This window comes from Variovorax durovernensis (assembly GCF_977011995.1).
Genome location: NZ_CDRNCW010000001.1, coordinates 372,658 through 397,829, shown reverse-complemented (window position 1 = coordinate 397,829; position 25,172 = coordinate 372,658). Strand labels below are relative to the sequence as shown.

22 protein-coding genes and 1 pseudogene are annotated in these 25,172 nt (G+C 66.5%); 14 read left to right on the top strand and 9 right to left on the bottom strand.

Translation table 11 applies throughout. The annotated features are described in order from the left end of the window. Positions 1-309: 309 nt before the first annotated feature. The 10 genes from ACWV14_RS01815 (at position 310) to ACWV14_RS01770 (ending at position 11,804) form a co-directional block, all read left to right on the top strand. Complete coding sequence (locus ACWV14_RS01815) at positions 310-1,476, top strand: polysaccharide biosynthesis/export family protein (RefSeq protein ID WP_454902170.1); 1,167 nt, start codon at positions 310-312, stop codon at positions 1,474-1,476. Continuing rightward, positions 1,473-1,928: a low molecular weight protein-tyrosine-phosphatase gene (locus ACWV14_RS01810; RefSeq protein ID WP_454902168.1), complete on the top strand. Its 456-nt coding sequence runs from the start codon at positions 1,473-1,475 to the stop codon at positions 1,926-1,928. The genes ACWV14_RS01815 and ACWV14_RS01810 overlap by 4 nt, the downstream gene beginning before the upstream one ends. Further along, entirely contained in the window at positions 1,925-4,189 is a 2,265-nt protein-coding gene (locus tag ACWV14_RS01805) for a polysaccharide biosynthesis tyrosine autokinase (protein WP_454902166.1), read from the top strand. Before ACWV14_RS01810 ends, ACWV14_RS01805 begins: the two co-directional genes overlap by 4 nt. A gap of 323 nt (positions 4,190-4,512) precedes the next feature. Continuing rightward, the gene (locus ACWV14_RS01800; RefSeq protein ID WP_454905987.1) at positions 4,513-5,226 is read left to right on the top strand and encodes a sugar transferase; all 714 of its coding nucleotides are present in this window, start codon (positions 4,513-4,515) and stop codon (positions 5,224-5,226) included. 43 nt (positions 5,227-5,269) lie between these two features. Next, complete coding sequence (locus tag ACWV14_RS01795) at positions 5,270-6,298, top strand: hypothetical protein (RefSeq protein ID WP_454902164.1); 1,029 nt, start codon at positions 5,270-5,272, stop codon at positions 6,296-6,298. Further along, complete coding sequence (locus ACWV14_RS01790; protein WP_454902162.1) at positions 6,295-7,443, top strand: polysaccharide pyruvyl transferase family protein; 1,149 nt, start codon at positions 6,295-6,297, stop codon at positions 7,441-7,443. The genes ACWV14_RS01795 and ACWV14_RS01790 overlap by 4 nt, the downstream gene beginning before the upstream one ends. Positions 7,444-7,461: 18 nt before the next feature. Then, on the top strand, positions 7,462-8,532 hold the full coding sequence (locus tag ACWV14_RS01785) for a glycosyltransferase (RefSeq protein WP_454902160.1): 1,071 nt from the start codon (positions 7,462-7,464) through the stop codon (positions 8,530-8,532). Next, on the top strand, positions 8,529-9,800 hold the full coding sequence (locus ACWV14_RS01780; RefSeq protein ID WP_454902158.1) for a hypothetical protein: 1,272 nt from the start codon (positions 8,529-8,531) through the stop codon (positions 9,798-9,800). The genes ACWV14_RS01785 and ACWV14_RS01780 overlap by 4 nt, the downstream gene beginning before the upstream one ends. A 5-nt stretch (positions 9,801-9,805) precedes the next feature. Next, the gene (locus ACWV14_RS01775) at positions 9,806-11,032 is read left to right on the top strand and encodes a lipopolysaccharide biosynthesis protein (protein WP_454902156.1); all 1,227 of its coding nucleotides are present in this window, start codon (positions 9,806-9,808) and stop codon (positions 11,030-11,032) included. Between the two features lie 28 nt (positions 11,033-11,060). Next, positions 11,061-11,804, top strand: coding sequence for a phytanoyl-CoA dioxygenase family protein (locus tag ACWV14_RS01770; RefSeq protein WP_454902154.1), 744 nt, complete (start codon positions 11,061-11,063; stop codon positions 11,802-11,804). Here the strand turns inward: ACWV14_RS01770 and ACWV14_RS01765 are convergent. Beyond that, entirely contained in the window at positions 11,692-12,705 is a 1,014-nt protein-coding gene (locus ACWV14_RS01765; RefSeq protein WP_454902152.1) for a DMT family transporter, read from the bottom strand. The two genes, ACWV14_RS01770 and ACWV14_RS01765, sit on opposite strands and share 113 nt — an antisense overlap. A gap of 95 nt (positions 12,706-12,800) precedes the next feature. Between ACWV14_RS01765 and ACWV14_RS01760 the strand changes: the two genes are divergently transcribed. Then, complete coding sequence (locus ACWV14_RS01760; RefSeq protein ID WP_454902150.1) at positions 12,801-13,748, top strand: LysR family transcriptional regulator; 948 nt, start codon at positions 12,801-12,803, stop codon at positions 13,746-13,748. Here ACWV14_RS01760 and ACWV14_RS01755 read toward each other — a convergent pair. Together ACWV14_RS01755 and alr are read right to left on the bottom strand one after the other, a co-directional pair. Further along, positions 13,702-14,457, bottom strand: coding sequence for a hypothetical protein (locus ACWV14_RS01755; protein WP_454902148.1), 756 nt, complete (start codon positions 14,455-14,457; stop codon positions 13,702-13,704). The two genes, ACWV14_RS01760 and ACWV14_RS01755, sit on opposite strands and share 47 nt — an antisense overlap. Beyond that, positions 14,454-15,557 (bottom strand): alanine racemase, encoded by a 1,104-nt coding sequence (alr, locus tag ACWV14_RS01750; RefSeq protein WP_454902146.1) that lies wholly within the window; start codon positions 15,555-15,557, stop codon positions 14,454-14,456. The genes ACWV14_RS01755 and alr overlap by 4 nt, the downstream gene beginning before the upstream one ends. Positions 15,558-15,735: 178 nt before the next feature. Here alr and lplT point away from each other — a divergent pair, with 178 nt between their 5' ends. From lplT to ACWV14_RS01735, 3 genes are all read left to right on the top strand, one after another. Next, positions 15,736-17,040 carry a lysophospholipid transporter LplT gene (gene lplT, locus ACWV14_RS01745; RefSeq protein ID WP_454902144.1) on the top strand — a complete coding sequence of 435 codons (1,305 nt, stop codon included), beginning with the start codon at positions 15,736-15,738 and terminating at the stop codon, positions 17,038-17,040. Between the two features lie 112 nt (positions 17,041-17,152). Further along, positions 17,153-18,043 carry a DMT family transporter gene (locus ACWV14_RS01740; protein WP_454902142.1) on the top strand — a complete coding sequence of 297 codons (891 nt, stop codon included), beginning with the start codon at positions 17,153-17,155 and terminating at the stop codon, positions 18,041-18,043. 11 nt (positions 18,044-18,054) lie between these two features. Next, on the top strand, positions 18,055-18,546 hold the full coding sequence (locus tag ACWV14_RS01735; RefSeq protein WP_454902140.1) for a glutathione peroxidase: 492 nt from the start codon (positions 18,055-18,057) through the stop codon (positions 18,544-18,546). 15 nt (positions 18,547-18,561) lie between these two features. On the opposite strand, the gene ACWV14_RS01730 is transcribed toward ACWV14_RS01735, so the two are convergent. The 6 genes and pseudogenes from ACWV14_RS01730 to ACWV14_RS01705 form a co-directional block, all read right to left on the bottom strand. Next, positions 18,562-19,002: a carboxypeptidase regulatory-like domain-containing protein gene (locus ACWV14_RS01730; protein ID WP_454902138.1), complete on the bottom strand. Its 441-nt coding sequence runs from the start codon at positions 19,000-19,002 to the stop codon at positions 18,562-18,564. Positions 19,003-19,091: 89 nt separating this feature from the next. Beyond that, positions 19,092-20,324, bottom strand: a complete 1,233-nt coding sequence (glcF, locus tag ACWV14_RS01725; RefSeq protein WP_454902136.1) for a glycolate oxidase subunit GlcF — start codon at positions 20,322-20,324, stop codon at positions 19,092-19,094. A 17-nt stretch (positions 20,325-20,341) separates the two neighbouring features. Beyond that, positions 20,342-21,457, bottom strand: coding sequence for a glycolate oxidase subunit GlcE (gene glcE, locus ACWV14_RS01720; RefSeq protein WP_454902134.1), 1,116 nt, complete (start codon positions 21,455-21,457; stop codon positions 20,342-20,344). A gap of 136 nt (positions 21,458-21,593) precedes the next feature. Then, positions 21,594-23,095: pseudogene (locus ACWV14_RS01715) on the bottom strand (FAD-linked oxidase C-terminal domain-containing protein). A gap of 119 nt (positions 23,096-23,214) precedes the next feature. Beyond that, positions 23,215-24,099 carry a LysR substrate-binding domain-containing protein gene (locus tag ACWV14_RS01710; RefSeq protein ID WP_454902132.1) on the bottom strand — a complete coding sequence of 295 codons (885 nt, stop codon included), beginning with the start codon at positions 24,097-24,099 and terminating at the stop codon, positions 23,215-23,217. A 26-nt stretch (positions 24,100-24,125) separates the two neighbouring features. Beyond that, the gene (locus tag ACWV14_RS01705) at positions 24,126-25,058 is read right to left on the bottom strand and encodes an SMP-30/gluconolactonase/LRE family protein (RefSeq protein WP_454902130.1); all 933 of its coding nucleotides are present in this window, start codon (positions 25,056-25,058) and stop codon (positions 24,126-24,128) included. Between the last annotated feature and the right edge of the window lie 114 nt (positions 25,059-25,172).

Here is a 25,172-nt window from a genome sequence, read left to right as displayed (position 1 = left end):
GGAAACGCCCTGAAAACAGGCAATCCAGCCCCCGCTCCCCAATGAAAAATGGCCTTCCGGCGCCTTGCCGGAAGATAACCATGCGCGAGGCGTGGTCGCACCACGAATAGACACGTCTTTTGCGTCTACTCCACGAAAAAGTCGTGCCGCGAAGGCAGCGACAATTTCCTTCAGGCCGGCCCTCCGATAAAGCGCCGATTGCCCGGAATAAACACCCTGTCAATAGAAAGATTTAACCGGCGCAATCAATCCAAATCAGGCTCGGGCTTTGCATGTGGAATCGCAGTTTTTGAAATAACCAAGTTCGCAATGGAGTTCCATTTGACTCGCTACCTGTACCTGACGAGGTGGAGTGCCGCCCTGGCCGGCGCGTTGTTGCTGCTTCAGGGATGCGCGCCAGGCTTCGGATCGCTGGCGGCCTACGAGCCCGACCAAGGGCCGGCGCCGCGTCTTTCAGCCGACGGCAGGCCCGAAGAGCCGCTGGTCCCGATCTCGCCGAGCCTCATCCGCGCGATGGCCGAGGCGCAGCCGGCGTCGATCCCGCCCGAAGTGAAGGCCCTGTTCGGCGAAGCCCCGGCCTACACCATCGGGCCGGGCGACGTGATCGGCGTCATCGTCTACGACCACCCCGAGCTGCTGCCCAACGCCGGTGCCGTGATCTCCCAGCAGGCGGACCCCACGGGCATCAACGTGGCGCCGGGCTTCATCGTCGGCGCCAACGGGCAGATCAGCTTTCCGTACATCGGCCGCGTCCAGATGCAGGGCCTGACGGAGATCGAGGCGTCCGACCTGATCGCCAGCCGCATCGCGCGCTACATCAAGGATCCGCAGGTGACGGTGCGCATCCAGTCCTTCAGAAGCCGCCGCGCGTTCGTCGAGGGCGAGGTGCGCACGCCGGGGCTGCAGATCTTCACCGACGTTCCGATGACGCTGGCCGAGGCGCTCAACCGTGCCGGAGGCATCACCGCGAACGGCGACCGCTCGTTCATCACGCTGACGCGCGGCGACAAGACCACCCTCATCGACCTGCCCAGGCTGCAGGACCTGGGCGGCAGCGCCGGCAGCATTCCGCTGCAGAACGGCGATGTGGTGCAGGTGCGCAACCGCGACGAGAGCAAGGTGTTCGTGATGGGCGAAGTGCTCAAGCCCTCGGCGCTGACCATGCACAACGGCAGGCTCAGCCTCAACGAGGCGCTGGGCGAGGCCGGCAGCGCCAGCCTGGGCACGGCGAACCCGGGGCAGATCTACGTGGTGCGCAACAACGGCAGCAGCGCGAATGGCTCGCCCTCGGTCTTCCACCTGAACGCGAAGAACCCCGCCGCGCTGGCACTGGCCGACCGCTTTCCCCTGCAGCCGCGCGATGTCGTCTACATCGACTCCGTGCCGCTGGCCAGCTGGAACCGGGTGGCCAGCCTGATCCTGCCGGCCGCGCAGGTGCTCGACATCGGCGACCGCGTCTACCTGAACCACCGATGAGATCCGTGCTGACAGTCTGCATCGGCAACATCTGCCGAAGCCCGATGGCGGAAGGCCTGCTCGCGGCGGGATTGCCGCACCTGCGCGTGTTCTCCGCGGGCATCGGCGCGCTCGTCGGCCAGCCGGCCGACGCGACGGCCCAGGCGCTCATGCGACGGCGCGGCATCGACATCTCGGGCCACGTCGCGCAGCAGGTGAGCCAGCTGCTGTGCCGGCAGGCCGACCTGATCCTGGTGATGGAGCGCGAACAGCGCCGCCACCTCGAGTCCGCCTACCCCTTCGTGCGCGGCAAGGTCTTTCGCATCGCCGAGTTCACGGGGCAGGACGTGCCCGACCCCTACCGGCAGGACGAGGCCGCGTTCGAGCACGCCTTCGCCCTCATCGACACCGGCGCGCGCGCGTGGATCGAGCGCATTCTGAAAATCACGAACCCCGAGCAGCAAACGACATGAACGCTACCCAGCAAGCCGCGCTGCCGCCGATGCAGGCACTGGACGAGGATGACAGCGGCATCAACCTGGCCGAGTACCTGGACATCCTCATCGACAACCGCTGGCTCGTCTCGGCCATCGCCGCCGCGACCGTGCTCCTGGGCACGGCCTATGCCCTTCTTGGCAAGCCCGTCTATGAGGCCAACGTCGCGGTGCAGGTGGAAGACTCCGGCAACTCCGCCGGCAGCTTCCTGGGCGATGCCGCTTCTTCGCTGCTGAGCGTGAAGACGCCGGCCGCGGGCGAGATCGAGATCCTTCGCTCGCGCGCCATCCTCGGCAAGGCGGTGGAGAACACCAAGCTCTACATCAGCGCGCGGCCGCGCTACGCGCCCATCGTGGGCAGCTGGCTCTCGCGCCGCGCCACCGAACTGTCCGACCCGGGCTTCATGGGCCTGTCCGGCTACGTGACGGGCAACGAGAAGATCCTCGTTCCCAAGTTCGACGTACCTGCCGATTTCGAGGAGAAGCAGTTCACGCTGACTGTCGGCACCGACGGCCAGTACGAACTGAGCAACCCTGACATCGACACGCCCATGAAGGGCACCATCGGCACCTTGCTGCAGGCGAGCGTTCCGAACGTCCCCAACGGCAACCTGAGCCTGATGGTCAGCAGCATCAGCGCAAAGCCCGGCGCGCAGTTCGTGCTCGTGCGGTCTTCCACGCAGCTGACGCTTCTTGCACTGCAGGACAGCCTGAAGGTGGTGGAAAAGGGCAAGCAGTCGGGCGTGCTCGACGTGAGCTGGAAGGGCCCCGACGCGGAGAAGCTGACGCAGCTGCTCAACGAGATCGGACGCCTCTACGTGCGCCAGAACATGGAACGCAAGGCGGCCGAGGCCGAGAAGACGCTGGGCTTCCTCGATGGCGCGCTGCCCCAGTTCAAGAAACAGCTGGAGCAGTCGGAAGACATCTACAACCGCTACCGCAACCAGAACGGCACGGTCAGCCTCGACGACGAGGCGAAGAACGCGCTCGCGCAGACCGTCGACCTGCAGTCCAAGCTGCTCGAAGCGGAACAGAAGCGGCGCGAACTCATCGCGCGCTTCGCGAGCGAGCACCCCGCCGTCCAGACGCTCGACACCCAGGTCGCCGCGTGGAAGAGCGCGATCGCCACGATCGACGCGCGCATCCGCAAGATGCCCGAACTGCAGCAGAACACGGTTCGCATGCAGCGCGACATCAAGGTGAACACCGACCTCTACGTCTCGCTGCTCAACAGCTCGCTGCAGATGCGGCTGGCCAAGGAAGGCAAGGTGGGCAACGTGCGCCTGCTGGACGAAGCCATCGTTCCGGAGGAACCGGTGTGGCCCAAGCGGCCGCTGGTGATCGCGCTGGCGGCGATCCTCGGGCTGGCGGCCGGCATCGGCGCCGCGGTCGCCAGGAGCGCCTTCTTCGGAGGCATCCGCAACCCGGGCGAGATCGAAAGCCACACGGGGCTGAACGTCTACAGCAGCATTCCGCTGAGCGCCGCCCAGCGCGCGATCGACCGGAACATCGAGAACAAGACCACCGGCAAGCACGTGCTGGCGCATCTCTACCCCGACGACCCGGCGGTGGAAAGCCTGCGCAGCCTGCGCACCGCGCTTCAGTTCGCGATGCTGGAGGCGACCGACAACCGCCTGCTCATCTCGGGCGCGACGCCCGACGTCGGCAAGACCTTCATCTCGGTCAACTTCGCAACGATCAGCGCCGCAACCGGAAAGCGCGTGCTCCTGATCGACGCGGACCTGCGCAAGGGCCGGGTCAACCAGTTCCTCTCGATCCAGCGGTCTTCGGGCCTGTCCGAGCTGATCGCGGGCACGCTGGATTTCAGCCAGGCCATACGGCCGGCGGTGCTGCCCAACCTGGACGTCATCACGACGGGCATGCTGCCGCCGAATCCGGCGGAGCTGCTCACCAGCGAGTCCTTCGTCCACGTGCTGGAGAAGCTGTCGCCGCAATACGACCTCGTGATCATCGACACGGCCCCGGTTCTCGTGGCCGCGGATACCGCCTCGGTCGCCCCGCTCGCCAGCACCCTGCTGCTTGTCGCGCGCGCCGAAAAAACGCAACTCGGCGAATTGAACGAGTGCGTCAGAAGGCTCGCGCACGCTGGCAGATCGGTAAATGGCGTAATTCTGAATGCTATAGATCTAAGCCGGCGCCACGCCGGAAGCGGTGGCTACAAATACGGCGCTTACAAGCAGTTGCAATACACATACAATGCCAACAGGGATTCCACTTAAGCCAGCGGAATTGGAGTTAAATTAAAAATCACTCGCCCAGCCTCGACCGTGCGTCGATCGAATAATTAAATAGTATTCCGAATAAAAAGGCACTACAAATGGCAATTAGTCCATTCGTATTGCCTTCATCGAGTCATTTGGCCGTGCAATGGTTTCTGCATCGCAGATCCCAAGAGGCATTTGTGCGGATAGTGTCGGCCAAAAAAACAAGGCCATAACCAGAGGACATGCGGGCATTTGCCCGCATGAGGAAAGGTGCGTCAAAAATGAAAGCATTTCGACGGGAAATCTTGTCGCGCTTCAAATCCGGACCGAGAAATCCCATGGGAAATCTCCGCCCCGAGGAATCGCTGGTGCCGCAAGGCTGGGACGTGAATGGTGAAATGCCTCGAGGCAATTCGCGGACCGGATTCCATCATCCTGCCGCGCTTCGCGCCGGAAAAAGATCGGTGGATATCGCCGCCGCGCTTTTCTTTTTCACGGCTTTCGGCTGGCTTTTCGTCCTGATCGGCATTTTCGTGCTGATCAGCTCCGGATCTCCAGTCCTCTATTACCAGCCGCGCTACGGCAAGAACGGGCGGGTATTCAGGTTCTACAAATTCCGCTCGATGATCGCCAATTCGGCCCAGGTGCTGGAAGAGCACCTGAAGAACAATCCCGAGGCCCGGCGGCAGTGGGACGAATACCAGAAGCTGGACGACGATCCGCGCATCACCCGCTTCGGCAAATTCATCCGGAAGACGAGCCTGGACGAATTGCCGCAATTCTGGAACGTGCTGGTGGGCGACATGAGCCTGATCGGCCCCCGCCCGTGCATGCTGGAGCAAAAGGAGCTCTACGGCCACGACTGGTCCCATTACTGCGCCGTGCGGCCCGGAATCACCGGCCTCTGGCAGGTCAGCGGGCGCAATCAGCTGACCTACAACGCACGTGTCGCGCTGGACGTGAGATATGTCGAGACCCTCTCCGTGTCGAGGGACGTGGACATATTCTTCAGAACCATCTGGGTGGTTGCCGCCGGTCACGGGTCGCGATGAATTTCGTCGGCTGCGGATGAGTCACGCCATGCCAGGACGAGCAATGCGGCGCAGCACCCACCGCGTCAACCAATTCTCCATTGCGGGAATATTGATCGTGCTCGTGTACACGGTCATCTATGCGTATTTCCGGGAAATGCTTCCCGAGAAATGGAGCGTCGACTCTGCAAAGATCATCGAGATCCTCAATTACGGGGGGACCGGTGACATGGACAACTCGTTCGCGGTCACCGCGGCGCTGTTCAGCATTATCGGCGTTGACAACCTGGATGTCTTCACCTGCGGCGTAAGCGCAATAGTCCTGCTTTTTGCGACGCACGGCATCCGCAAGGCCGGCGATTTCTTCTCGAGGCTGCTGCTGATTGCGCCTTGCATCATGCTGAACATGTTTGCTCCGTCCAAGGAGACGGTCGTGCTCATCATGACCATGTGCATCACCGTCTCGTCGATCTATTTCCGGACTTCGAAAATACTGACCTACGGGGCGTTTCTTTCGCTTTACGCGATCTACGGCATTTTCGTGCGCCAATACTATCTTTTGATAGTCGGCGTCTTCTTTGCCGTCTATTACCTCTGGTGCCGCCCGCTCAAATACCATTTTCTGGCGACCATTGTTGTCGTAGGAGCGGTCATGGCCGCACCCTCTTCCCTTTTGCAGACCTTGCAGTCGCCGCGCGATACCTCGAATGCTTATGCGGAGCAGATCGGCAGCGACAACCGGACGGCCTTCACCAATATTGCGTCTCCGGCCAGCGGCCCCGGATTCCTGGCCAATTACGCCTATGCCGCCACGGTGCTGATCACGCCGGTTCTCTATTTCCAGACGGCGAGCGACGCGTTCATGCAATTGATGATCGCGGCCATGCTGATCATTCTCCATAAAGCAAGGCGAAGATCGAAACGGGAGCCGGAGCGGTTCGAGCCCCGGTTTTTCGGCAGCCTCTTTATTGCGCACATTCTCGTGCAATTGATATTCGAACCCGATCTCGGAAGCTTCACCAGGCATTTGACCTCCGTGATGCTTTACATCATCGCGATCAAGGTTTCCGAGAACAAACCAATTCAAAGATGAAAAAAATCCTGATTTGCGCGGTGCCGTTCAGCGACAACCTGGGCGACGGGGTCATCGCAGCCTCCCTGGCCCACATCGCCGGCATGAAGTACCCCGATGCGAGGGTGGAATTTCTCGACATCGCCGGCCGCGTCGCGTTCGACGAATCGAACCTGCGCGGCGGCGGCGCGTTCGGAATCTTCCAGAAGCTGCCTTCGCTGCTGCGCAGCGCAATCGTTTTCGCGTACTGCCTGAAGAACTACCTGCTGGCCTGGCGCAGGCAATGGCGCGCCGCGGTGGCCGATGCGGACCTGGTCATCATCGGCGGGGGCCAGCTGTTCTGCGACGTGGCCCTGAACTTCCCCTCGAAGCTCTTCCTGCTGGGCAGGCTGCTTCGGGGCAAGAGAGTGGCCGTGGTGTCGGTCGGTGTCACGGCCCGGTGGTCCTTCTGGGGAAAACTGCTCGTCGGCAAGTTCCTGCGGAACGCCGCGCCGCTTTTCTACGCGACGCGCGACGTGGATTCCGCGAACAACCTGCACGCGTTCTTCGGCATCCCGCGCAGCCGCATCGACGTGGTTCCCGATCCGGCGCTGGTCTGCGCGAGCGCCTTTTCGCAGGAGGTTTCTCCGGAAAAGAAATGGGACGTGGGTATCTGCGTCAGCAGCCTCGACGCGCTGGTGATGAATTCGGAATACGGAAGCACGCGCACCAGCGGGTCCGCGGAGTTCTTCTCGGGCCTCGCGCAAGCGCTGCAGGCGGAAGGCGCCCGGGTGCTGTACTTCACGAACGGCGCGGCCGAAGACAACAAGATCCTCGCCGAGATTTCCGCCCGGTCGGCGGCCCCGGGCTTCTCGTTCGTCGTTCCGAAGCGACCGGACGATCTTGTCGCGCTGATCGCCGCCTGCTCGTGCATCGCCGCGCACAGGCTGCACGCAAACATCGTTGCCTACAGCCTGGGCATTCCCTCCATCGGCATGAATTGGGACAAGAAGGTCGAGTCCTTCTTCCAGCTCACGAACCGCACCCGCTACCTGTTCGGCCTGTCGCCGCGCCATGACGAGCTGAAGGCCTCCGTGCTGGACCTGCTCAGGGAGAAGAAGAGCGACCAGGGGCGGCTGGACGAGCTGAAGTCCCAGGTCATCGCCGGAACCCATGCATTGATCTGATCCGAGGAGCAAAACCCCATGAAAGTCCTGCACGTCGCAGAAACGCTCAAGGGCGGGTTGGAAACCTATCTCCGGATCGTTTCGAATTTCCAGCGGAATTCGCCGGAAATCACCCAGGTGAAGTTCATCCTGCCCGGAAGGGTCGACTGGCTGAATCCCGAGAGCGCCCACGTAGTGCCTACCGCGCGCAGCCCGCTGTCCCTGGTGGGCTATGCCGCTCGCGTCAAGAAGATCATCGAGTCGGAGCGCCCGGCGGTGCTGCACCTGCACAGCTCGATCGCGGGGGGCATCGTGCGCTCGATGGCATTGCTCGGACAGATACCGAGCGAGGTGAAGATCGTCTACTGCTCCCACGGCTGGGCCTTCGACCAGGCGGCATCGGGCTACAAGAAGTCCGCCTACCGCTGGATCGAGAGGCTGCTGTCCTCGCGCAGCGACGCCATCATCTGCATCAGCCGCCATGAAGTGCGGATCGCGGCGAAGTCCGGCATCAGGCGATGCAAGTGCATTCCCAACGGGATCGATTCCGTGAGCCCCGCGCCAGCGCGCCCGGCGCTGCGCGCGGACGAGGCCGGGCCGCGAAAGATCCTGTTCGTCGGCCGGCTCGACCGGCAGAAGGGCATCGACCTGCTGCTCGACTCCTACGCCAGGGTCAGGCCCGATTTCAGGCTGATCGTGGTCGGCGACTCCGTGCGCAAGGACCTCCAGCTCGCACACCCCGAGCGCGTCGAGTTCAAGGGCTGGCTGGAGAAGGACGCGCTCGACGCGGTCTACCAGTCCTGCGACGCCATCATCGTTCCGTCGCGCTGGGAAGGCTTCGGGCTCGTCGCCGTCGAGGCGATGGCCAGGAGCAAGGCGGTATTCGCGTCGGCCGTGGGCGGCCTCGTCGACATCGTGGAGAGCGACCGGAGCGGCCGGCTCTTCGCCCTGGAGCACATGGACCAGATGCTGCGCGAGATCGACCGCATGCCGGCCGAAACACTGCGTCAGATGGGGCAGACCGGGCGAAGGATCTTCAAGGAGAAGTTCACCTCGCAGCGCATGAACGCCGCCATCGTCGACCTCTACAAGGAATCGGTGCTGCCATGAAGATGACCTGCGGCTTGCCCGCGCGTGGCCTCCAATGGCTGCTGGGCGTCCTGCTTCTCGCGGCCGCGCTGGCCGGCGCGGCCGAGGCCCGGGGCATCGACGGCCTGGGTTCCGAGTACCCGGTGGCGCTGAGCGTGCAGATCGATCCCGCGAGCATCACGGACGACGACCTCCGGGAAATCCGCGCGGCCGGCTTCGAGTTCGTGCGCTTCGGCGTGCGGCCTCCTCTGAAGAGCGTCAACCCCGGCCTGATCGACTACCCGCGCCTGATCCGGCGCGTGCGCAAGGCCGGGCTGAACGCGATCGTCACCCTGTTCGGGGGCCGCGAGATCTGGGGCCACGAGCCCGCCGACCTGCGCGCCGCCGGCCGCAGCAGGCAAAGCCTGTTCGCCGATTTCGCGAGCGACTTCATCAAGGCCCATTCGGCAGACGTCGCCGTGTGGGAGATATGGAACGAGCCGGACAACAAGACCTTCCTTCAGCCCGGCCTCCTGCCGGACTTCGAGGCCGCTTCGTCCGAGCTTTGCAGCAGGCTCGCCGAGCGCAGGATCGAGCCGGAGATCATCGTCGGCTTCGGCTTCGCGAAGCTGCCCTTCGACGGAGGAAAGATCGCCCCGGAGCTGGAGAACGCTTTCGTCTCGGCCGCCCGCAGCGGCTGCCTGACGGACATCTCGATCCACCCGTACCGCTCCGTTCCCGAAACGGCGCTGGCCGACTACCAGAAGCTGCGCGCGCAACTGGATCAGCGCCAGCTGAAGAAGACCGGCATCGTCGCCTCCGAGTGGGGCTATGCGTCGTACATGCCGGTTCGCGACCGCGGCGCGCAGGCTTCGCTGATCTTCAGGGAATACCTGATCAACGCCGCGGCGGGCATCAAGCTGCTGAACCTTTATTCCTGGCGCGACCGGGGGCGCTCCTACTTCTCGAAGGAAGACAACTTCGGGCTCAAGTCGAATGCCGGCGAGAAGAAGGAGGCCTACTCGGCCCTGACCGAATTCCTCAAGATCGCCAGGCATTCGCAGAAGGTGTCGTACCAGGATGACAAGGGCCTGAGCCGGCTGGTGCTGCGCCGCGGCGAAACCTTGCTGCACGTGGTGTGGACGCGGGGCGCCGAACAGACAGTGTCGGTCCCCGCCGGCAACGCAAAGAAATGCACACGCGTCGATTTCTTCCCCCGGATGCGCGAAGGCAGCTGCGGCAGCCGCTCGGCTGAGGGATTCACCGTCAAGGCGACCTCCAACCCTGTTTTGCTTTCGATATCGGACTGATTGGAATGACACGCCTGTCCGGTCTCAGAAAGCGCCTTGGCGGTCCGATCTACGCAGTTGCGGACCAGTGCATCTACAGCGCGAGCCAGCTTTTGCTGAGCTTCGCGCTGGCCCGCGTGCTCTCGCCCACGGACTTCGGCGTCGCCTCCGCGTTCCTGGCGGTGGTCAGCTTCCAGTACATCCTGCACATGGCGATGGTGCACGAGCCCCTGCTGATCAGGCGCTACTACACGCACCGGTCGGCAGCGTGGCTGGCCTGGGCCCTGGTGGTGCTCTTTTCCCTGCTCGGCTTCCTGGCCTGGCAGCTGGTGGCGTTTCCCGGGCGGCTTCACTGGGTGGGCGTGGCGCTGATCGTGGGCTACGAGATCTTCTGGATCTCGCGCAGCCTGCTGCTCGCGGGGCGGCGCTACGGAGTGTTGTGCATATCGGGCGCGCTGGTCGCGCTGGGGTACGTCGTCGTGCTTAATGCGCGGGAACCCGCCGGCTGGGCAGGCGCGCTGCTGCTGGTGTCCGTCGTCCAGCTCCCGTTTCTCCTGCTGGTGCTGAGGAACACGCGCAACGTGGTGCTGCCGCTTCCGGCGGCGAGCGACGCGCAGGGGCTGACGGTCGGCGAATCGATGGCTTACGGCTGGAAAGCCAGCCTCTCGCAGTTCATGAGCTGGATCATGACGGGCGGCGCCATCCTGCTGCTCGGCTCCTCGGCGGACGCCGAGCAGGGCGGGCTGCTCAAGATCTACATCACCTTCCTGCTGCCGATGCAGTACGTGCTGTCGGCGCTGGGCTACTACCTGCTTCCCCAGCTGGCGGCCAACTGGCATTCCACGCAAAGGGGCAAGGCGTTTCGCGACTTCATCGGGTTCGTGCTGCTCGGGTTCGCGGTCGCCGAGGGCGTGGGCGTGGTGCTGGGCCTGCTGGGGCCCCGCCTCGTGGTGCTGGCATTCGGCGCGAACTACAAGGGAATGGATTTCTCCCCCTTCTTCTACGCGCCCGCGATCTTCGGACTGACCATGTGCCTGAGGACCGGCTTCAGGGCGGCCGGCCGGCCGGGCGCCCTCCTGCTGTGCTCGGCCGTCGGCGCGGTGGTGTTCGCGATCTTCATGCTCGCGGCGACGCCACCCGCCTCCTACATCCAGACGATCCACGCCATGACCTGGGGTTTCGCCTGCATGGCGGTGCTGATGATCGGCTGGCTGTTCCTTTCCATGCGAACCGCGGCAGGAAAGAGTGCCTGAGAAAGGCAAGCCGGCCCTGGAGACCCTCATGAGCAATCCTTTGCTTCGCAGCGTAGGCATCGACGAGCGCCTCCGGTTCCTGAGGGACGGCGTCGTGTGCCTGCGCAAGATCATCTCGCCCGAGTGGATACAGCTGGCCCGGGACGGCATCGAGCAGCAGCGCAGAGCTCCCTCGCCCTACGCGACAGTGCCGGACGCCGATCCGCTCTACCTGCTGATCGGCGAGATCGCCAGCCAGTTGACCGTGACGCGGCGGCTGCGCTGGATCTACGACCAGCTGTTCTACAAGGGCACCGGCCCGGCGGCCGGGACCCCGTGGCACCAGGACACCTCGTACGGGCTGGCGGACAGCCATCGCATCGTGCGCGTGTGGATGCCGGTCGATCACATGCCGCGCGAGCCCGCCATCGAGGTGGTGCGCGGCTCGCACCTCTGGAAAACGCACTATGGGCTGAGCGGCAGCAAGATCGAGGTGCTGGACGATGAAGTCGAACTGCCGGACATCGAGGCCAACCGCGCCGCCTTCGACATCGTGGGCTACGAGGTCGATCCGGGCGACGTGGTGGCCTTCAACTACCGGGCCCTGCACCATGCAGGCCCCGGCGTGAACTTCAACGAGAAGCGCAGGGCCTTCGCCGTCCTCTATGCCGACGAAGAGCTCACGCTGAAGCATCGTCCGTCGCCGGTGCCCGGGGCGCTGGACACTGCGGGCCTCGCGTGGCGCGACGGGCAGAAGACGGGCGATTTTCCGCGGGCGTTTCGCGCCGTGTAGAGCGCTCGGACGTCACCCACCAGGCCGCGCAGACAATCAGCAAGCCCCCGGCCCATCCCCAGGGCCCGATCCGCTCGCCGAATCCGTACACCGCGATCAGCGCGCCGAACACCGGCTCGCTGCCCATCAGCAGCGACACCCGGCTCGGGCTCGAACGCGAGGCCGCGTGGTTCTGCGCGAAGAATGCGAACACGGTGCACAGCAGCACGAGGTACGCCATGCCCCACCAGAACGACGCGGTGGCCGGCGGCATGTGCCATGCGCCATGGGCCGGCGAGGCAACGAGCGAGATCGCCGCCGCGCCGAGGGCCATCACGCCCGACTGCACGGCCGTCAATGTCAGAGCCGGCATCGAATGCCGCCCGGCCAGCCGCCGCGTCAGGCACACCATCACGGCGCGAAGGAAGGCCGCGATCACCATCAACCCGTCGCCCCAGCCCACCGACAAGTCCACGGGCGAGGTGGCCGAGAGCATCGCCGCCCCCAGCGCCGACAGGCCCGCCGCCCAGAACATGCGCCGTGCCGGCCGCCGGCCCAGCAGCCACCATTCGACGAACGGCGTGAGCGCAACGCACAGGCTGATGAGGAACGCGGCATTGCTCGCCGTGGTCAACGACACGCCGAAGGTCTCGCACACGAAGATCGCAAGCAGGTTCGCACCGAGCAGGCCACCCACCGCGAGGCCCTGTCGCCACTGCACATCGAACAGCGGCCTCAACGCGGGCAGCAGCACGACGAAGGTCAGCCCGAAGCGCAGAGCGATGAACTCCAGCACCGGCAACTGCTGCGTCGCCTGCTTGGCCACCGCATAGCTGCCGCCCCACACCGCGGCCACCAGCAGCAGCATGATTTCGGCCAGGCCGATGCCAGCCCCGATGCCACCCCGCTTCTTTGAATCCATACTGTCGGCCCGCCGTCCATGAACAACCAAAGAGGGAATTGTTCTGGGCATCACCCGGGCCGCACAGCCATCGGCCGGAACAGGACTATTGCGTCGTGGGAACGAATTCATTTCTCAAAGTGCTGCCGGAGATGGTGACCTTCCTGCGGGTCGCCGAGCTGGGCAGCTTCTCGGCGGCGGCCGATCTGCTGGGCATGACGCCCTCGGCCGCGAGCCGGCAGGTGAAGCGGCTCGAAAAGGAAATCGGCGTGCAGCTGCTGCAGCGCACCACGCGCCAGTTGCGGCTGACCGAGCCCGGCGCCGAAGCCTTCGCGCGCTGCCGCGAACTGGTGCTGGCGGCGCAAGGCACGATGGACATCGCGCAGCGCTTCTCGAAGAAGCCGGCCGGGCTGGTGCGCATCAGCGCGCCGAAGGCCTTTGCGCGGCGCGTGCTGCATCCGCACATCCTCGATTTCCTGGAGCGCTACCCCGAGGTCGACGTGCAGCTCATCGTGGCCGACCGCGACGTCGACCCGATCCGCGAGGGCGTGGACCTGGTGGTGCGGCTGACCACCGAGCCGCCCGAGGGGCTGGTGGCACGCCGGCTGATGCCGGTCGAGCACATCCTGTGCGCGACACCGGCCTATTTGGCGCGGCACGGCGCCATCGCGCATCCGCTCGATTTGCCGGCGCACAGCTGCCTGTCGCTGGGCGAGCACGAGCGCGACAACCACTGGCGCTTCAGGCAGGGCGACGAAGAGACCGAGGTGGTGGTGCGCGGGCGCTATGTGTCGAACCACAGCGAGGTGCGGCTCGACGGCGCGCTCGCGGGGCTGGGCGTGGCCTGCCTGCCGGCGTTCATCGCCCGGCCTGCGCTGGACGACGGCAGCATGGTGCGGGTGCTGGCCGACTGGGAGTTCCAGGGCAACTATCGCGGGCACGCATACATCCTGCACCCGCCCGATCGCTTCATGGCGCCCAAGTGCCGGGTGCTGATCGAGCACCTGCTCGGCGCGCTCAGTGCGTCTTCGTCAGGACGCGCACGGCCTCGGGCAAGGAGTTGACCTGCGGCATGAAGTGATCGAGCAGCGCGCCGAGCGCGACGGCGCAGATCACCGAGCCCAGTAGCGGCTTCCAGGTGAGCCGTACGGCGGCCATGAGCCAGCCTTCGCGCGCCACGCGCACAGCGGCGCGGGCCGACACGTATGAGAACGCGATCTCGATCGCCACGGCCAGCAGCGCGTCCCAGCTGAAGTACAGCAGCACCAGCGACCCCGCGCCGAGCACCACGGCCACGCAGATCAGGAAGACCGCGACGATCGGCACGACGATGATCGCGCCCTCGTCGGCACTGCCCGCGACTTCGAGCGCGCCGCCGGCCATGTCGGAAAGGCCGCCGTCGCTTCCGCCGCCGCCTCCATCCCCCAGGTTCACGTGGCTGTGCGAACTGCTGCTGCCGCGTCCGCCGCCGAAGTCGACATCGGGCGCATCGAGGTCGACATCGAGCTCCCGGCCCTCGACCAGCCGCTTCGCCCACCAGCGCAGCACCAGCAGGTAGCCCAGGTATCCCACGCCCAGCGTGAGGAAGTAGCGCACCGCCAGCGAATCGACGTGCAGCAGGTGCATCTGCAGCGCCGACACGCACCACATGAGCAGCAGCGTGAAGCTGCCGATCAGGATGCCGTGCGTGCGCAGGCTGTAGTTGCGATGCAGGTCGCGTTCGACCTGCGTTTCCCAAAGGCGCACGGAGCGCCAATTGGAAAGAACCTTCATTCGCCTTCGGTGGCGGGGGCGAAGGGCACGCGCTGGGCCACGGCGCACATCAGCTCGTAGCCGACGGTGCCGGCGGCCCGCGCGACTTCGTCGATGGGCAGCACCGCGCCGGTCTTCGCCGAGTTGCCCCACAGCGTGACCTCGCTGCCGAACTTGGCATCGGGCACCGGCGTGAGGTCGACGGTGATCATGTCCATGCTCACGCGCCCGACCATGCGGGTGCGCACGCCGTTCACCAGCACCGGCGTGCCGGTGGTGCAGTGGCGCGGATAGCCGTCGGCATAGCCGACCGCCGCGACGCCGATGGTAAGCGGGCCCTCGGCCGTGAAGCTGGAGCCGTAGCCGATGGTGTCGCCGGCCTTCAGCGTCTGCACCCCGATGAGCTGGGTCGACAGCGTCATGGTGGGCTGCAGCTGCCAGTGCGCGGCGTCGTGTTCGGGGTAGTCGGGGGCGCTGCCGTACAGCACGATGCCGGGGCGCACCCAGTCGCCGCGCGTCAGCTTGGCGTGGCGCAGCGTGGCCGCGCTGTTGGCGACGGAGCGCTCGCCCGGCAGGTCGCGCGTGAAATGCTCGAACACCTCGAGCTGGTGGGCGATGCCGCGCGGGCCGTCGGCGTCGCTGAAGTGCGTCATGAGCGAAATCTCGTCGACCTGGGTCAGCGCGTTGAGGCGGGTCCAGGCGGAGCCGAAGCGCTCGGGCGTGAAGCCCAGGCGGTTCATGCCCGAATTCATCTTCAGGAACACGCGCTGCGGCTTCAGGGTCTTGTGCGCGGCGAGCATGTCGATCTGCTCGTCGCAGTGCACCGCGTGCCAGAGGTCCAGGCGCGAGCACAGCTCCAGGTCGCGCGCGTCGAACACGCCTTCGAGCAGCAGGACCGGGCCGCGCCAGCCGAGCGCGCGCACGCGTTCGGCCTCGGCCAGGTCGAGCATCGCGAAGCCGTCGGCCCCGCGCAGGCCCTCATAGACCCGCTCTATGCCGTGGCCATAGGCATTGGCCTTGACGACGGCCCATACCCGGGCTTCGAGGGCCGAGCGGCGAGCGCGCTCGAGGTTATGACGCAGCGCGTCGGTGTGGACGGTGGCGAGAATGGGGCGCGGCATGGGGTCTCTGGCAAGTCGGAGAAAATGCAGACCACGTTTTAGCACCTTCGGGAATGGGGTCGAACACCGTGGGGATGCGCAATTGCAGGCCGCACCCCCATGCTATAACCGCCCATTCGCCTCGGACGCGACACTTTTTCACTACCGCCAGCAGACCCTCTGGCCAGCCAGCCCATCGATGAAGCGCGGTTTCTACACGATCATGTCGGCCCAGTTCTTTTCGTCGCTGGCCGACCAAGCGCTCTTCGTTGTTGCGGTCGACCTGATGCGAACTTCGGGCGCCCCCGAATGGCAGCGGGCCGCCCTGGTACCGATCTTCGCCGTCTTCTACGTGGTGCTCGCCCCGCTGGTGGGCGCCTTCGCCGACGCCTTGCCCAAGGGCAAGGTCATGTTCATCAGCAACGCGATCAAGGTGCTCGGCTGCCTGATGATGCTGTTCGGCTCGCACCCGCTGCTGTCCTACTCCATCGTCGGGCTGGGCGCGGCGGCGTATTCGCCGGCCAAGTACGGCATCCTGACCGAGCTCCTGCCGGCATCCCAGCTGGTCAAGGCCAACGGCTGGATCGAGGGCCTGACCATCGCCTCGATCCTGCTGGGCATCGTGCTCGGCGGCACGCTGGTGGGCCACGCGGTGTCCAGCAAGCTGCTCGCCTTCGACTTCCCGTTCATCGACACCGGCGTCAGCTCGCCGGCCGAGGCCGCGATCACGGTGCTGATCTTCGTCTACGCGCTGGCCGCCTGGTTCAACACGCGCATCCCGCACACCGGCGTCGAGATGCGCCCGCTGCGCTCCAACCCCGAGCACGGCCTGGCGCGCAACATCGCCGCGCTGCTGCCCGACTTCTGGCACTGCAACGCCCGCCTCTGGCGCGACCGCCTCGGCCAGATCTCGCTGGCCACCACCACGCTCTTCTGGGGCGCGGGCGGCAACCTCAAGTACATCGTGCTGGCCTGGGCCGCGCTGGCGCTGGACTACAACACCACCCAGGCCTCGGCGCTGACCGGCGTGGTGACCATCGGCACTGCCGTGGGCGCGATCGTGGCGTCGATGCGCATGCGGCTGGACATGGCCACCCGCGTGATCCCCATGGGCATCGCGATGGGGCTGATGGTGATCGCCATGAACTTCATCGGCAACGTCTGGCTGGCGGTGCCGTTCCTCATCATGCTGGGCGGCCTCGGCGGCTTCCTGGTGGTGCCGATGAACGCGCTGCTGCAGCACCGCGGCCACAACCTGATGGGCGCGGGCCGCTCCATCGCGGTACAGAACTTCAACGAACAGGCCTGCATCCTGCTGCTGGGCGCCTTCTACAGCGTGTGCACCGGCCTGGGCCTGTCGGCCTACGGTGCGATCAGCGCATTCGGCCTCGTGGTGGCCGGCTGCATGTGGATCATCAAGCGCTGGCACGAGAACAACCTGAAGAAGTACCCGGAAGAAGTCGAACACCTGCTGGCCATCGCCCGCAGCGACAAGCATCATTGAACTCCCCCAGGCTGCGCGCACTTCGTGTCGCTTCGCCTACCCCCTCGCCGGGGGCAACACCGGCGGCCCGGCAAAGCCGGTTCCGCGGTGTTTCTGAAAAATACGCGCCGTCATGCCAGCCCTTGCACTGATGTTCAACGCCTTCGTCTGGGGCGTTGCCTGGTTTCCGTTCCGCCAGATGGCCGGCCATGGGCTGCATCCGCTGTGGACCACCTGCCTGATCTACCTGGCCATCGCGGTCGTGATGGGCCTCGTGCGACGCCACGCCTGGCGGAGCTTCGCGGCTTTTCCGGGGCTGGTGCTGCTGGGGCTGGCGGCCGGGCTCACCAACGTGGGCTTCAACTGGGCGGTGACGCAGGGCGACGTGGTGCGCGTGGTGCTGCTGTTCAATCTGATGCCGCTGTGGAGCGTGCTGCTGGGCTGGCTGCTGCTGGGCGAACGGCCCACGGGCGGCGCGCTGGCGCGGGTGGCGCTGGCGCTCACCGGCGTGGTCGTTGTGCTGAAGGCGCCGGGCACCGACTGGCCGGTGCCGTCGAGCCTGCCCGACTGGCTGGGCGTGGGCGCCGGCTTCAGCTTCGCGGTGACCAACATCGTGCTGCGCCGCCTGCGCGCGGCACCGGGCGAATCGCGCGCGCTTGCCATGTTCTGCGGCTGCTCCGCGGTGGCAGGCGTCGCAGCGCTGGCGGGCACGGCCTTCGGCGCCATCGATTCGCCGATGCTGGCGTCGCCCGGCTGGCTCGGCTGGGCCGCACTGCTGGGCACGGGCTTCATCGTTGCCAACGTGTGCCTGCAATATGGCGCGTCGAGGCTGGCTGCCAGCGCGACCTCCGTGATCATGCTGTCGGAAGTGCTGTTCGCGAGCGTCTCGTCGGTGGCGCTCGGCGCGGCCACGCTGGACTCGCGCATCCTGACGGGCGGTGCGCTGATCGTGCTGGGCGCCCTCTGGTCGGCGTTTGCACGAACGCCTGTGCCGCGCGATGATCGCGCTCCCGCTCCCACCTGAGGAAAAACCGCATGACCAGCATCTACGACTTCGAGGCCAACCAGATCGACGGCAAGCCGGTGAAGCTCTCTGCCTACAGGGGCAAGGTGCTGCTGATCGTGAACACGGCCAGCAAATGCGGCTTCACGCCGCAGTTCGCCGGCCTCGAGGCGCTGCACGAGAAGTACGCGGACCAGGGGCTCACGGTGCTGGGTTTTCCGTCGAACCAGTTCGGCTCGCAGGACCCGGGCAGCAACGAAGAAATCGGCGCCTTCTGCACAAAGAACTATGGCGTGAGCTTTCCGATGATGGAGAAGATCGACGTCAACGGCAGCAATGCCGCACCGCTGTACCAGTGGCTCACCAAGGAAAAGCCGGGCCTGCTGGGCAGCACGGCCATCAAATGGAACTTCACCAAGTTCCTGGTCGGGCGCGACGGAACTGTGCTCAAGCGCTACGCGCCGCTCGACACGCCGGCTTCCCTCACGCGCGACGTGGAAGCGGCATTGGCGGCAGCGGGCTGACCCGGCCGCAATGCGTCAGAAGCGGAAGTCGGCGGTCTTGGAGCCGCCGCCCACCGTCACTGTCTGGGACTTCGCGGCGCCACCGGCCGTGGATGCATCGATGACATAGCGACCGGCGGGCACGTCGACCAGGCAGACCGGGCCGTTGGCGCGGAACGCCAGCGCCGCGGCGTTGTTGGCATCGCCGCCCTTGATCGTGACTTCCACATTCGCCAGGTAGGCGCCGTCGGCGCGTGCGAACAGCAGCGCCAGCGGATGCTCCTTCATGGCGGCGCGCATGGCTTGGGATTCGTCCGAGCCGATGCCGCCGCACACATAGCGCGCCGAGCCCGCGCCCTGCCACGCCGGCATGGCGCCCTGTGCCTGCGCCGCCACGGCGCCGGCCGCGCAGATGCCTGCGAGCAGCATGCGCCGCAGCAGCCTGGAAGAAACGAGGGGGGCGGAAACATGGGACATGGCACTGGCTCCTTGCGAATTCGGTGCCGTCATGATGCGCCCCCAACGGCTTTCGCGCGAGTCGGACCGCGCCCTCCCCTGCTGTGCGATCAGGCCGCGTCCAGCGCGGCGTCCAGCAGCTCGATCCAGTGCCGCACCGGCGTGTCACCGCTGCCGCTTTGGAGGTGCGTGATGCAGCCGATGTTGGCCGAGGCGATGACGCTCGGCTGCAGCTGTTTCAGGTGCCCGAGCTTGCGGTCGCGCAGCGGATAGGCCAGCTCGGGCTGCAACACCGAATAGGTGCCGGCCGAGCCGCAGCACAGGTGCGATTCGTTCATGGCCACGCGCATGTCGAAGCCCAGCGCGCGCAGCTGCGTCTCGACGCCGCCGCGCAGCTTCTGGCCGTGCTGCAGCGTGCAGGGCGGGTGATAGGCCACCACGCCCGCAGGCGCCTTCACGCGGGCCTTTAGCAAGGGCACGAGGTCGGGCAGCAGTTCGCTCAGGTCGCGCGTGAGTTCGCTGATGCGCGCAGCCTTCAGCGCGTAGGCCGCGTCGTGCTGGAGGATGTGGCCGTACTCGCGCACGGTGACGCCGCAGCCCGATGCGTTCATGACGATGGCCTCGACCTCGTTGCGCTCCACGAAAGGCCACCAGGCGTCGATGTTGGCGCGCATCTGCGCCTTGCCGCCATCCTGGTCGTTCAGATGGAACTTCACCGCGCCGCAGCAGCCGGCCTCGGGCGCGATCACCGCCTGGATGCCGGCCGCGTCGAGCACGCGCGCGGTGGCGCTGTTGATGTTCGGCATCATCGACGGCTGCACGCAGCCCGCGAGCATCAGCACCTTGCGCGCATGCGTGGCGGTGGGCCAGGCGCCGGCCTCCTGTTTCGCGGGCACCTTGGCCTTCAGGGCCTCGGGCAGCAGGCCGCGCACCGCCTGGCCGAGCTTCATCGCGGGGCCGAAGAGCGGCGACGGCAAGCCTTCCTTCAACAGCCAGCGCTTCGCCGATTCGGTTGCGGGGCGCGGCACTTTCTCGTCGACGATCCTGCGGCCGATGTCGACGAGGTGGCCGTACTGCACGCCGCTCGGGCAGGTGCTCTCGCAGTTGCGGCAGGTGAGGCAGCGGTCGAGATGCAGCTGCGTGCTGCGCGTCGGCGCCTTGCCTTCGAGCACCTGCTTGATGAGGTAGATGCGGCCACGCGGGCCATCCAGTTCGTCGCCGAGCAACTGGTAGGTCGGGCAGGTGGCCGTACAGAAGCCGCAGTGCACGCATTTGCGCAGGATGGCTTCCGCTTCGCGGCCTTCGTCGGTGCCACGGAATTCGGGGGCGAGTTCGGTTTGCATGGTCGTTCTTGTTTTGCTCAGGTGGGCGCGAGCAGGCGGCCGCGATTGAAGAGGCCGTGCGGATCGAACTCGCGCATCAGCGCGCGGTGGATGCGTTCGATGGGCGCGCTCATGCTGTCGAAGCGCGGCACGCCGTGGCCCGGCGCGCCCGCAGCGGGCAGGCGAAACAGCGTGGCATGGCCGCCCGCCGCGCGTGCGATCTCGCGGATGCGCGAGGCCTGCCCGGGCGGCGCCTTGTACCAGCGCTGCCCGCCATGCCACTCGACCAGCGGCGCGGCGGTGCCGTCGAGCGCCAGCACGGGCGCGGTCTGCGGCACGCTGAGGCGCCACAGCGCATCGCCGCCTTCGTCGGTGGAAAACCACGGCAGCTGCTGGTCGCGCAGCGACTGCCAGTCGGCGGCAGCGCGCATGTTGTCCTTGCGCTCGCCGCCCAGATGCGCGCATGCGGCCTCCACGGCAGCGACAGCGCCGCGCAGCCGCAGGTACAGCGCGCCCGCACCGGCGTATTCGAACCAGCAGCTCGCATTCAGCGGCAGCGGCCGGCCGCCCCATTCGTTGAGCAGCCGCAGCGCATCGGCCTGGCCGCAGGCGAATTCGAGCGTAGCCTCGGCCGGCGGAACCGGCAGCACCTTGAGGCTCACCTCGGCGATCACGCCCAGCGTGCCGAGCGAGCCCGCGAGCACGCGCGACACGTCGTAGCCCGCGACGTTCTTCATCACCTGCCCACCGAAGCTCAGCACCTCGCCGCGTCCGTTGACGAGCGTGGCGCCGAGCACGTAGTCGCGCACTGCACCCACGCTGGCTCGCGCAGGCCCGCTGAGCCCCGCCGCGACCATGCCGCCGACGGTTCCGTTGTCGCCGAAGCACGGCGGTTCGAACGGCAGGCACTGGCCTTTTTCGGCGAGCGCCGCTTCGAGCTCGGCGAGCGGCGTGCCGGCGCGCACGGTGACGACCAGTTCGCTCGGTTCATAGCTCGTGATGCCGGTGAGGCCAGCAGTACTCAGCACTTCGCCTTGCGGTGTCTCGCCGTAGAAGTCCTTCGTGCCACCGCCGCAAATGCACAGGGGCTTGGCGTCTGCAGCCGCGGCACGAATGCGCTCGGCTATCTGGTGGAGTGCGGTGTCGATGCTCATCGGGCTTGTTCTCTTTGATGTTGTTGTTCGGGGGGCGTGCACAGGCCACCGGGTACTTCCCTCCGCGAATGTCCCCCGTCGGCGTGATCGCGCTCCGAACGAACCTCACCGCACAAAACAGGGAAGCAACCGTTCATCAGAACCTCGGCAAATCCGGATGCGACAACTTCCCCCCCGCACCACCTGCTTGCCGTACTCGGCGCAGCGCTGCAGCGTGGGAATTACCTTCCCGGGGTTCAGCATCCCCTCGGGATCGAAAGCACGCTTCACCCCGAACATCTGCTCGTTCTCCGCTGCGGTGAACTGCACGCACATGCTGTTGAGCTTCTCCACGCCCACGCCATGCTCGCCCGACACCGTGCCGCCCATAGCGACGCTGGTCTCCAGGATGTCCGCGCCGAAGAGCTCGCAGCGGTGCAGCTCGTCGGGGTCGTTGGCGTCGAACAGCACAAGCGGGTGCAGGTTGCCATCGCCCGCGTGGAACACGTTGCAGCAGCGCAGGTTGTATTTTTTCTCCATCTCCTGAATGGCCAGAAGAATGTCCGCGAGCCGCTTGCGCGGAATCGTCGAGTCGAGGCACATGTAGTCCGGGCTGATGCGGCCCGATGCGGGAAACGCGTTCTTGCGCCCGCTCCAGAACTTCATGCGCTCTTCTTCGCTGTTGCTGCACGTGATGGCAGTGGCGCCACAGCCGCGCAGCACGGCGATCATGCGGCCGATTTCTTCTTCCACCTCTTCGGGCGTGCCGTCCGATTCGCACAGCAGGATGGCGGCGGCATCGAGGTCGTAGCCCGCGCGCACGAAGTCTTCCACGGCGGCGGTCATGGGCTTGTCCATCATCTCCAGCCCGGCCGGGATGATGCCGGCCGCAATCACCGCGGCCACCGCGTCGCCGGCCTTTCGCACGTCGTCGAAGCTGGCCATGATGCAGCGCGCGAGCTGCGGCTTGGGCACCAGCTTGACGGTGACCTCGGTGGTCACGGCCAGCATGCCTTCGCTGCCGATGACCAGCGCGAGCAGGTCGAGCCCCGGTGCATCGAGCGCCTCCCCGCCGAACTCGATGGGCTCGCCCTCGGCGGTGAAGCCGCGCACGCGCAGCACGTTGTGCAGCGTCAGGCCGTACTTGAGGCAGTGCACGCCGCCCGAGTTCTCGGCCACGTTGCCGCCGATGGTGCAGGCGATCTGGCTCGACGGATCGGGCGCGTAGTAAAGGTTGAAAGGCGCGGCGGCCTCGCTGATGGCCAGGTTGCGCACGCCGCACTGAACCACCGCCGTGCGGCTCACCGGGTCGATCTTCAGGATGCGGTTGAACTTGGCGAGCGACATCGTCACGCCCATGGTGTGCGGCATGGCACCGCCCGACAGCCCGGTTCCCGCGCCTCGGGCCACCACGGGCACGCCGAGCTGGTGGCAGGCCTTGAGCACGGCGGCCACCTGCGCCTCGGTCTCGGGCAGGGCCACCACCAGCGGACGGGCACGGTAGGCGGTGAGGCCGTCGCACTCGTACGGCGTGGTGTCTTCGGCGTGCCAGATCAGCGCGTGGGCTGGCAGGTGTGCCTGCAGCGCACGGACCACCTGGGACTGGCGCTCTGTTTTCTGTAGCGAATCTTGTTGCGTGGGAGTGAGCGGCGCGTTCATCGGCGGGCCTCTTTTCTTCTGTTCGCGGATGTCTCGGGTGTACCGCACTCTACGGACATTCCGGCAGCCCCGGGTTGATGGATTTTTGCCGGGTGCTTGAGAGAACTTTGCCGGCGTCGTCAGCGCAGGCTCTGCTCGAGCCAGTCGGCAAAGGCCGCGCACTCCCAGCGCTCCAGCGTGCCCGGCTGCCAGCAGATGTAATGCCGGTGCGGCGACGCCACCGCCTGGTCGGACAGCGCCACCAGCCGCCCCGACTCGAACCACGCCGCGCCCATCTTCTGCCGCACCAGCGCCACGCCGAAGCCGCTGGCGGCGGCGTCGTACACCAGCCCCAGGTCGTTGAACTGCGAGCCGACGTGCGGCTCTGGCTGGTCGAGCCCGCAGCTCGCGAACCAGGTGCCCCACGGTTCTAGCGGGCTGCGGATCAGCCGCGCGCTCGCGATTTCCGCCTCGCTGCGGAAGCCATGGAACGGACCGAATTCGTTGAGGTAGCTCGGGCTGCAGGCGGGCACCACCTGCTCCTCGAGCACGAGGCGGTGCTCGCAGTCGGCGTAGCCGCCGGGGCCGTAGCGCACTTCAAGGTCGGCCTGCTCTGCCGTCACGTCGAGCAAAGGAATCGACACCTGCAGCACCAGCTCGATGTCGGGGTAGATGTTGCGAAACAGCTCGAGCCGGGGCATCAGGAACTGGCGGCTGAAGGTCGGCGTGACGGCGATGCGCAGGCGCGTCGCGCGCTGGGCCGCGCCTGCGCCCAACGGCGTGGCCTGCAGTGCGGCAAGCCCGGTGCGCACGTTCGCAAGATACGCCGCGCCGTCGGCCGTGAGGCTGAAGTCGCTGCGCCCGAACAGCTTGAAGCCCACGTGCGCCTCGAGCTGGCGAATGCGGTGGCTCACCGCGCTTGGCGTGACGCACAGCTCGTCGGCCGCGCGGCCCGCATGCCGCAGCCGCGCCACGGCCTCGAAGGTCAGCAGGCACTGGATGGGCGGGATGTGCTGCAGGGCCATGCGCGCCTGGGAGCCCTCGTCGGCCTTCAGTCTTCGAAGAAGCTCACCGGCAGGCCCGGCGTGTCGACCCGCATCGCGATCACCGTGCCCGAGGCCGGGCGCTGCGCGATCTCGTCGGCGGGCCGGCCCTTGCGGGCGCTGGTGACGAACAGGGTTTTCAGGTCGTCGCCGCCGAAGCAGGGCATGGTCGGGCACTGCACCGGCACCGCAACGGCCGCCACGCGTTCTCCCGAGGGCGAAAAGCGCAGCAGCTGCGCGCCTTCGAACATGGCCACCCAGTAGTGGCCCTGCGCATCGATGGTGGCGCCGTCGGGGCGGCCGTCATAGTGCAGCGGCGACGCGGGCGTCCAGCCTTCGGGCTTGGCGTCGAACTGCTGGAACACGCGGGCGTGCGAGAGCGAATTGGCCTCGGCGTCCCAGTCCCATGCGTGCACCACGTGCGCCGCGGTGTCGGCCCAGTAGAGGGTGCGGGCGTCGGGCGAGAAGGCGAGGCCGTTGGCGGTGGTGGCCTGGTTCGCCATCTGCGTGATGGTGGGCGAGATGCCCGTGTCGCTGCGCGCGTCGAGGCAGTACAGCGCGGCGTTGGGCCGGTCCTTGGCCTCGTTGAGCGAGCCGCCCCAGAAGCGGCCCAGCGCGTCGCACTTGCCGTCGTTGAAGCGCATGGTGCGCACGTCGTGCTCCACGCGCGCCATCGCGACCAGCTCGCCGCCCCATTCGCGCGCGCGGTAGATGCCGTCGCGCAGCGCAATGACGAGGCCGCCGCGCCGCGCCGGTGCCATGCAGCCGGGCTCCGTGGGCAGCGCCCAGCGCTCGACCGTGGCACCCGTCGTGCCGATGTCGCCGCGCGTTCGCAGCACGGTGCGGCCGGGAATGTCGAGCCAGTAGAGCGATCGTTCCTGGGGGTGCCAGAACGGCGATTCGCCGAGCTCGCAGAGGCTGTCTTCGATGGAGGTCCACATGGTGGGCCGATTGTGCTCCCGCCCATTGCGCCGACGGGCAAAAAAAAGCCCGCCGGCGCCGGAGCGCTTGCGGGCTGAACATCCAAAGGAGACCTCGCTTGAAAAACTCGTTCT

What these genes read in the sequence shown, in the direction of transcription:
- ACWV14_RS01815 (WP_454902170.1), top strand. Translation starts at nt 310, where the DNA reads ATGGAGTTCCATTTGACTCGCTACCTGTACCTGACGAGGTGGAGTGCC.
- ACWV14_RS01810 (WP_454902168.1), top strand. Translation starts at nt 1,473, where the DNA reads ATGAGATCCGTGCTGACAGTCTGCATCGGCAACATCTGCCGAAGCCCG.
- ACWV14_RS01805 (WP_454902166.1), top strand. Translation starts at nt 1,925, where the DNA reads ATGAACGCTACCCAGCAAGCCGCGCTGCCGCCGATGCAGGCACTGGAC.
- ACWV14_RS01800 (WP_454905987.1), top strand. Translation starts at nt 4,513, where the DNA reads ATGGGAAATCTCCGCCCCGAGGAATCGCTGGTGCCGCAAGGCTGGGAC.
- ACWV14_RS01795 (WP_454902164.1), top strand. Translation starts at nt 5,270, where the DNA reads ATGCGGCGCAGCACCCACCGCGTCAACCAATTCTCCATTGCGGGAATA.
- ACWV14_RS01790 (WP_454902162.1), top strand. Translation starts at nt 6,295, where the DNA reads ATGAAAAAAATCCTGATTTGCGCGGTGCCGTTCAGCGACAACCTGGGC.
- ACWV14_RS01785 (WP_454902160.1), top strand. Translation starts at nt 7,462, where the DNA reads ATGAAAGTCCTGCACGTCGCAGAAACGCTCAAGGGCGGGTTGGAAACC.
- ACWV14_RS01780 (WP_454902158.1), top strand. Translation starts at nt 8,529, where the DNA reads ATGAAGATGACCTGCGGCTTGCCCGCGCGTGGCCTCCAATGGCTGCTG.
- ACWV14_RS01775 (WP_454902156.1), top strand. Translation starts at nt 9,806, where the DNA reads ATGACACGCCTGTCCGGTCTCAGAAAGCGCCTTGGCGGTCCGATCTAC.
- ACWV14_RS01770 (WP_454902154.1), top strand. Translation starts at nt 11,061, where the DNA reads ATGAGCAATCCTTTGCTTCGCAGCGTAGGCATCGACGAGCGCCTCCGG.
- ACWV14_RS01765 (WP_454902152.1), bottom strand. Translation starts at nt 12,705, where the DNA reads ATGGATTCAAAGAAGCGGGGTGGCATCGGGGCTGGCATCGGCCTGGCC.
- ACWV14_RS01755 (WP_454902148.1), bottom strand. Translation starts at nt 14,457, where the DNA reads ATGAAGGTTCTTTCCAATTGGCGCTCCGTGCGCCTTTGGGAAACGCAG.
- alr (WP_454902146.1), bottom strand. Translation starts at nt 15,557, where the DNA reads ATGCCGCGCCCCATTCTCGCCACCGTCCACACCGACGCGCTGCGTCAT.
- lplT (WP_454902144.1), top strand. Translation starts at nt 15,736, where the DNA reads ATGAAGCGCGGTTTCTACACGATCATGTCGGCCCAGTTCTTTTCGTCG.
- ACWV14_RS01740 (WP_454902142.1), top strand. Translation starts at nt 17,153, where the DNA reads ATGCCAGCCCTTGCACTGATGTTCAACGCCTTCGTCTGGGGCGTTGCC.
- ACWV14_RS01735 (WP_454902140.1), top strand. Translation starts at nt 18,055, where the DNA reads ATGACCAGCATCTACGACTTCGAGGCCAACCAGATCGACGGCAAGCCG.
- ACWV14_RS01730 (WP_454902138.1), bottom strand. Translation starts at nt 19,002, where the DNA reads ATGTCCCATGTTTCCGCCCCCCTCGTTTCTTCCAGGCTGCTGCGGCGC.
- glcF (WP_454902136.1), bottom strand. Translation starts at nt 20,324, where the DNA reads ATGCAAACCGAACTCGCCCCCGAATTCCGTGGCACCGACGAAGGCCGC.
- glcE (WP_454902134.1), bottom strand. Translation starts at nt 21,457, where the DNA reads ATGAGCATCGACACCGCACTCCACCAGATAGCCGAGCGCATTCGTGCC.
- ACWV14_RS01710 (WP_454902132.1), bottom strand. Translation starts at nt 24,099, where the DNA reads ATGGCCCTGCAGCACATCCCGCCCATCCAGTGCCTGCTGACCTTCGAG.
- ACWV14_RS01705 (WP_454902130.1), bottom strand. Translation starts at nt 25,058, where the DNA reads ATGTGGACCTCCATCGAAGACAGCCTCTGCGAGCTCGGCGAATCGCCG.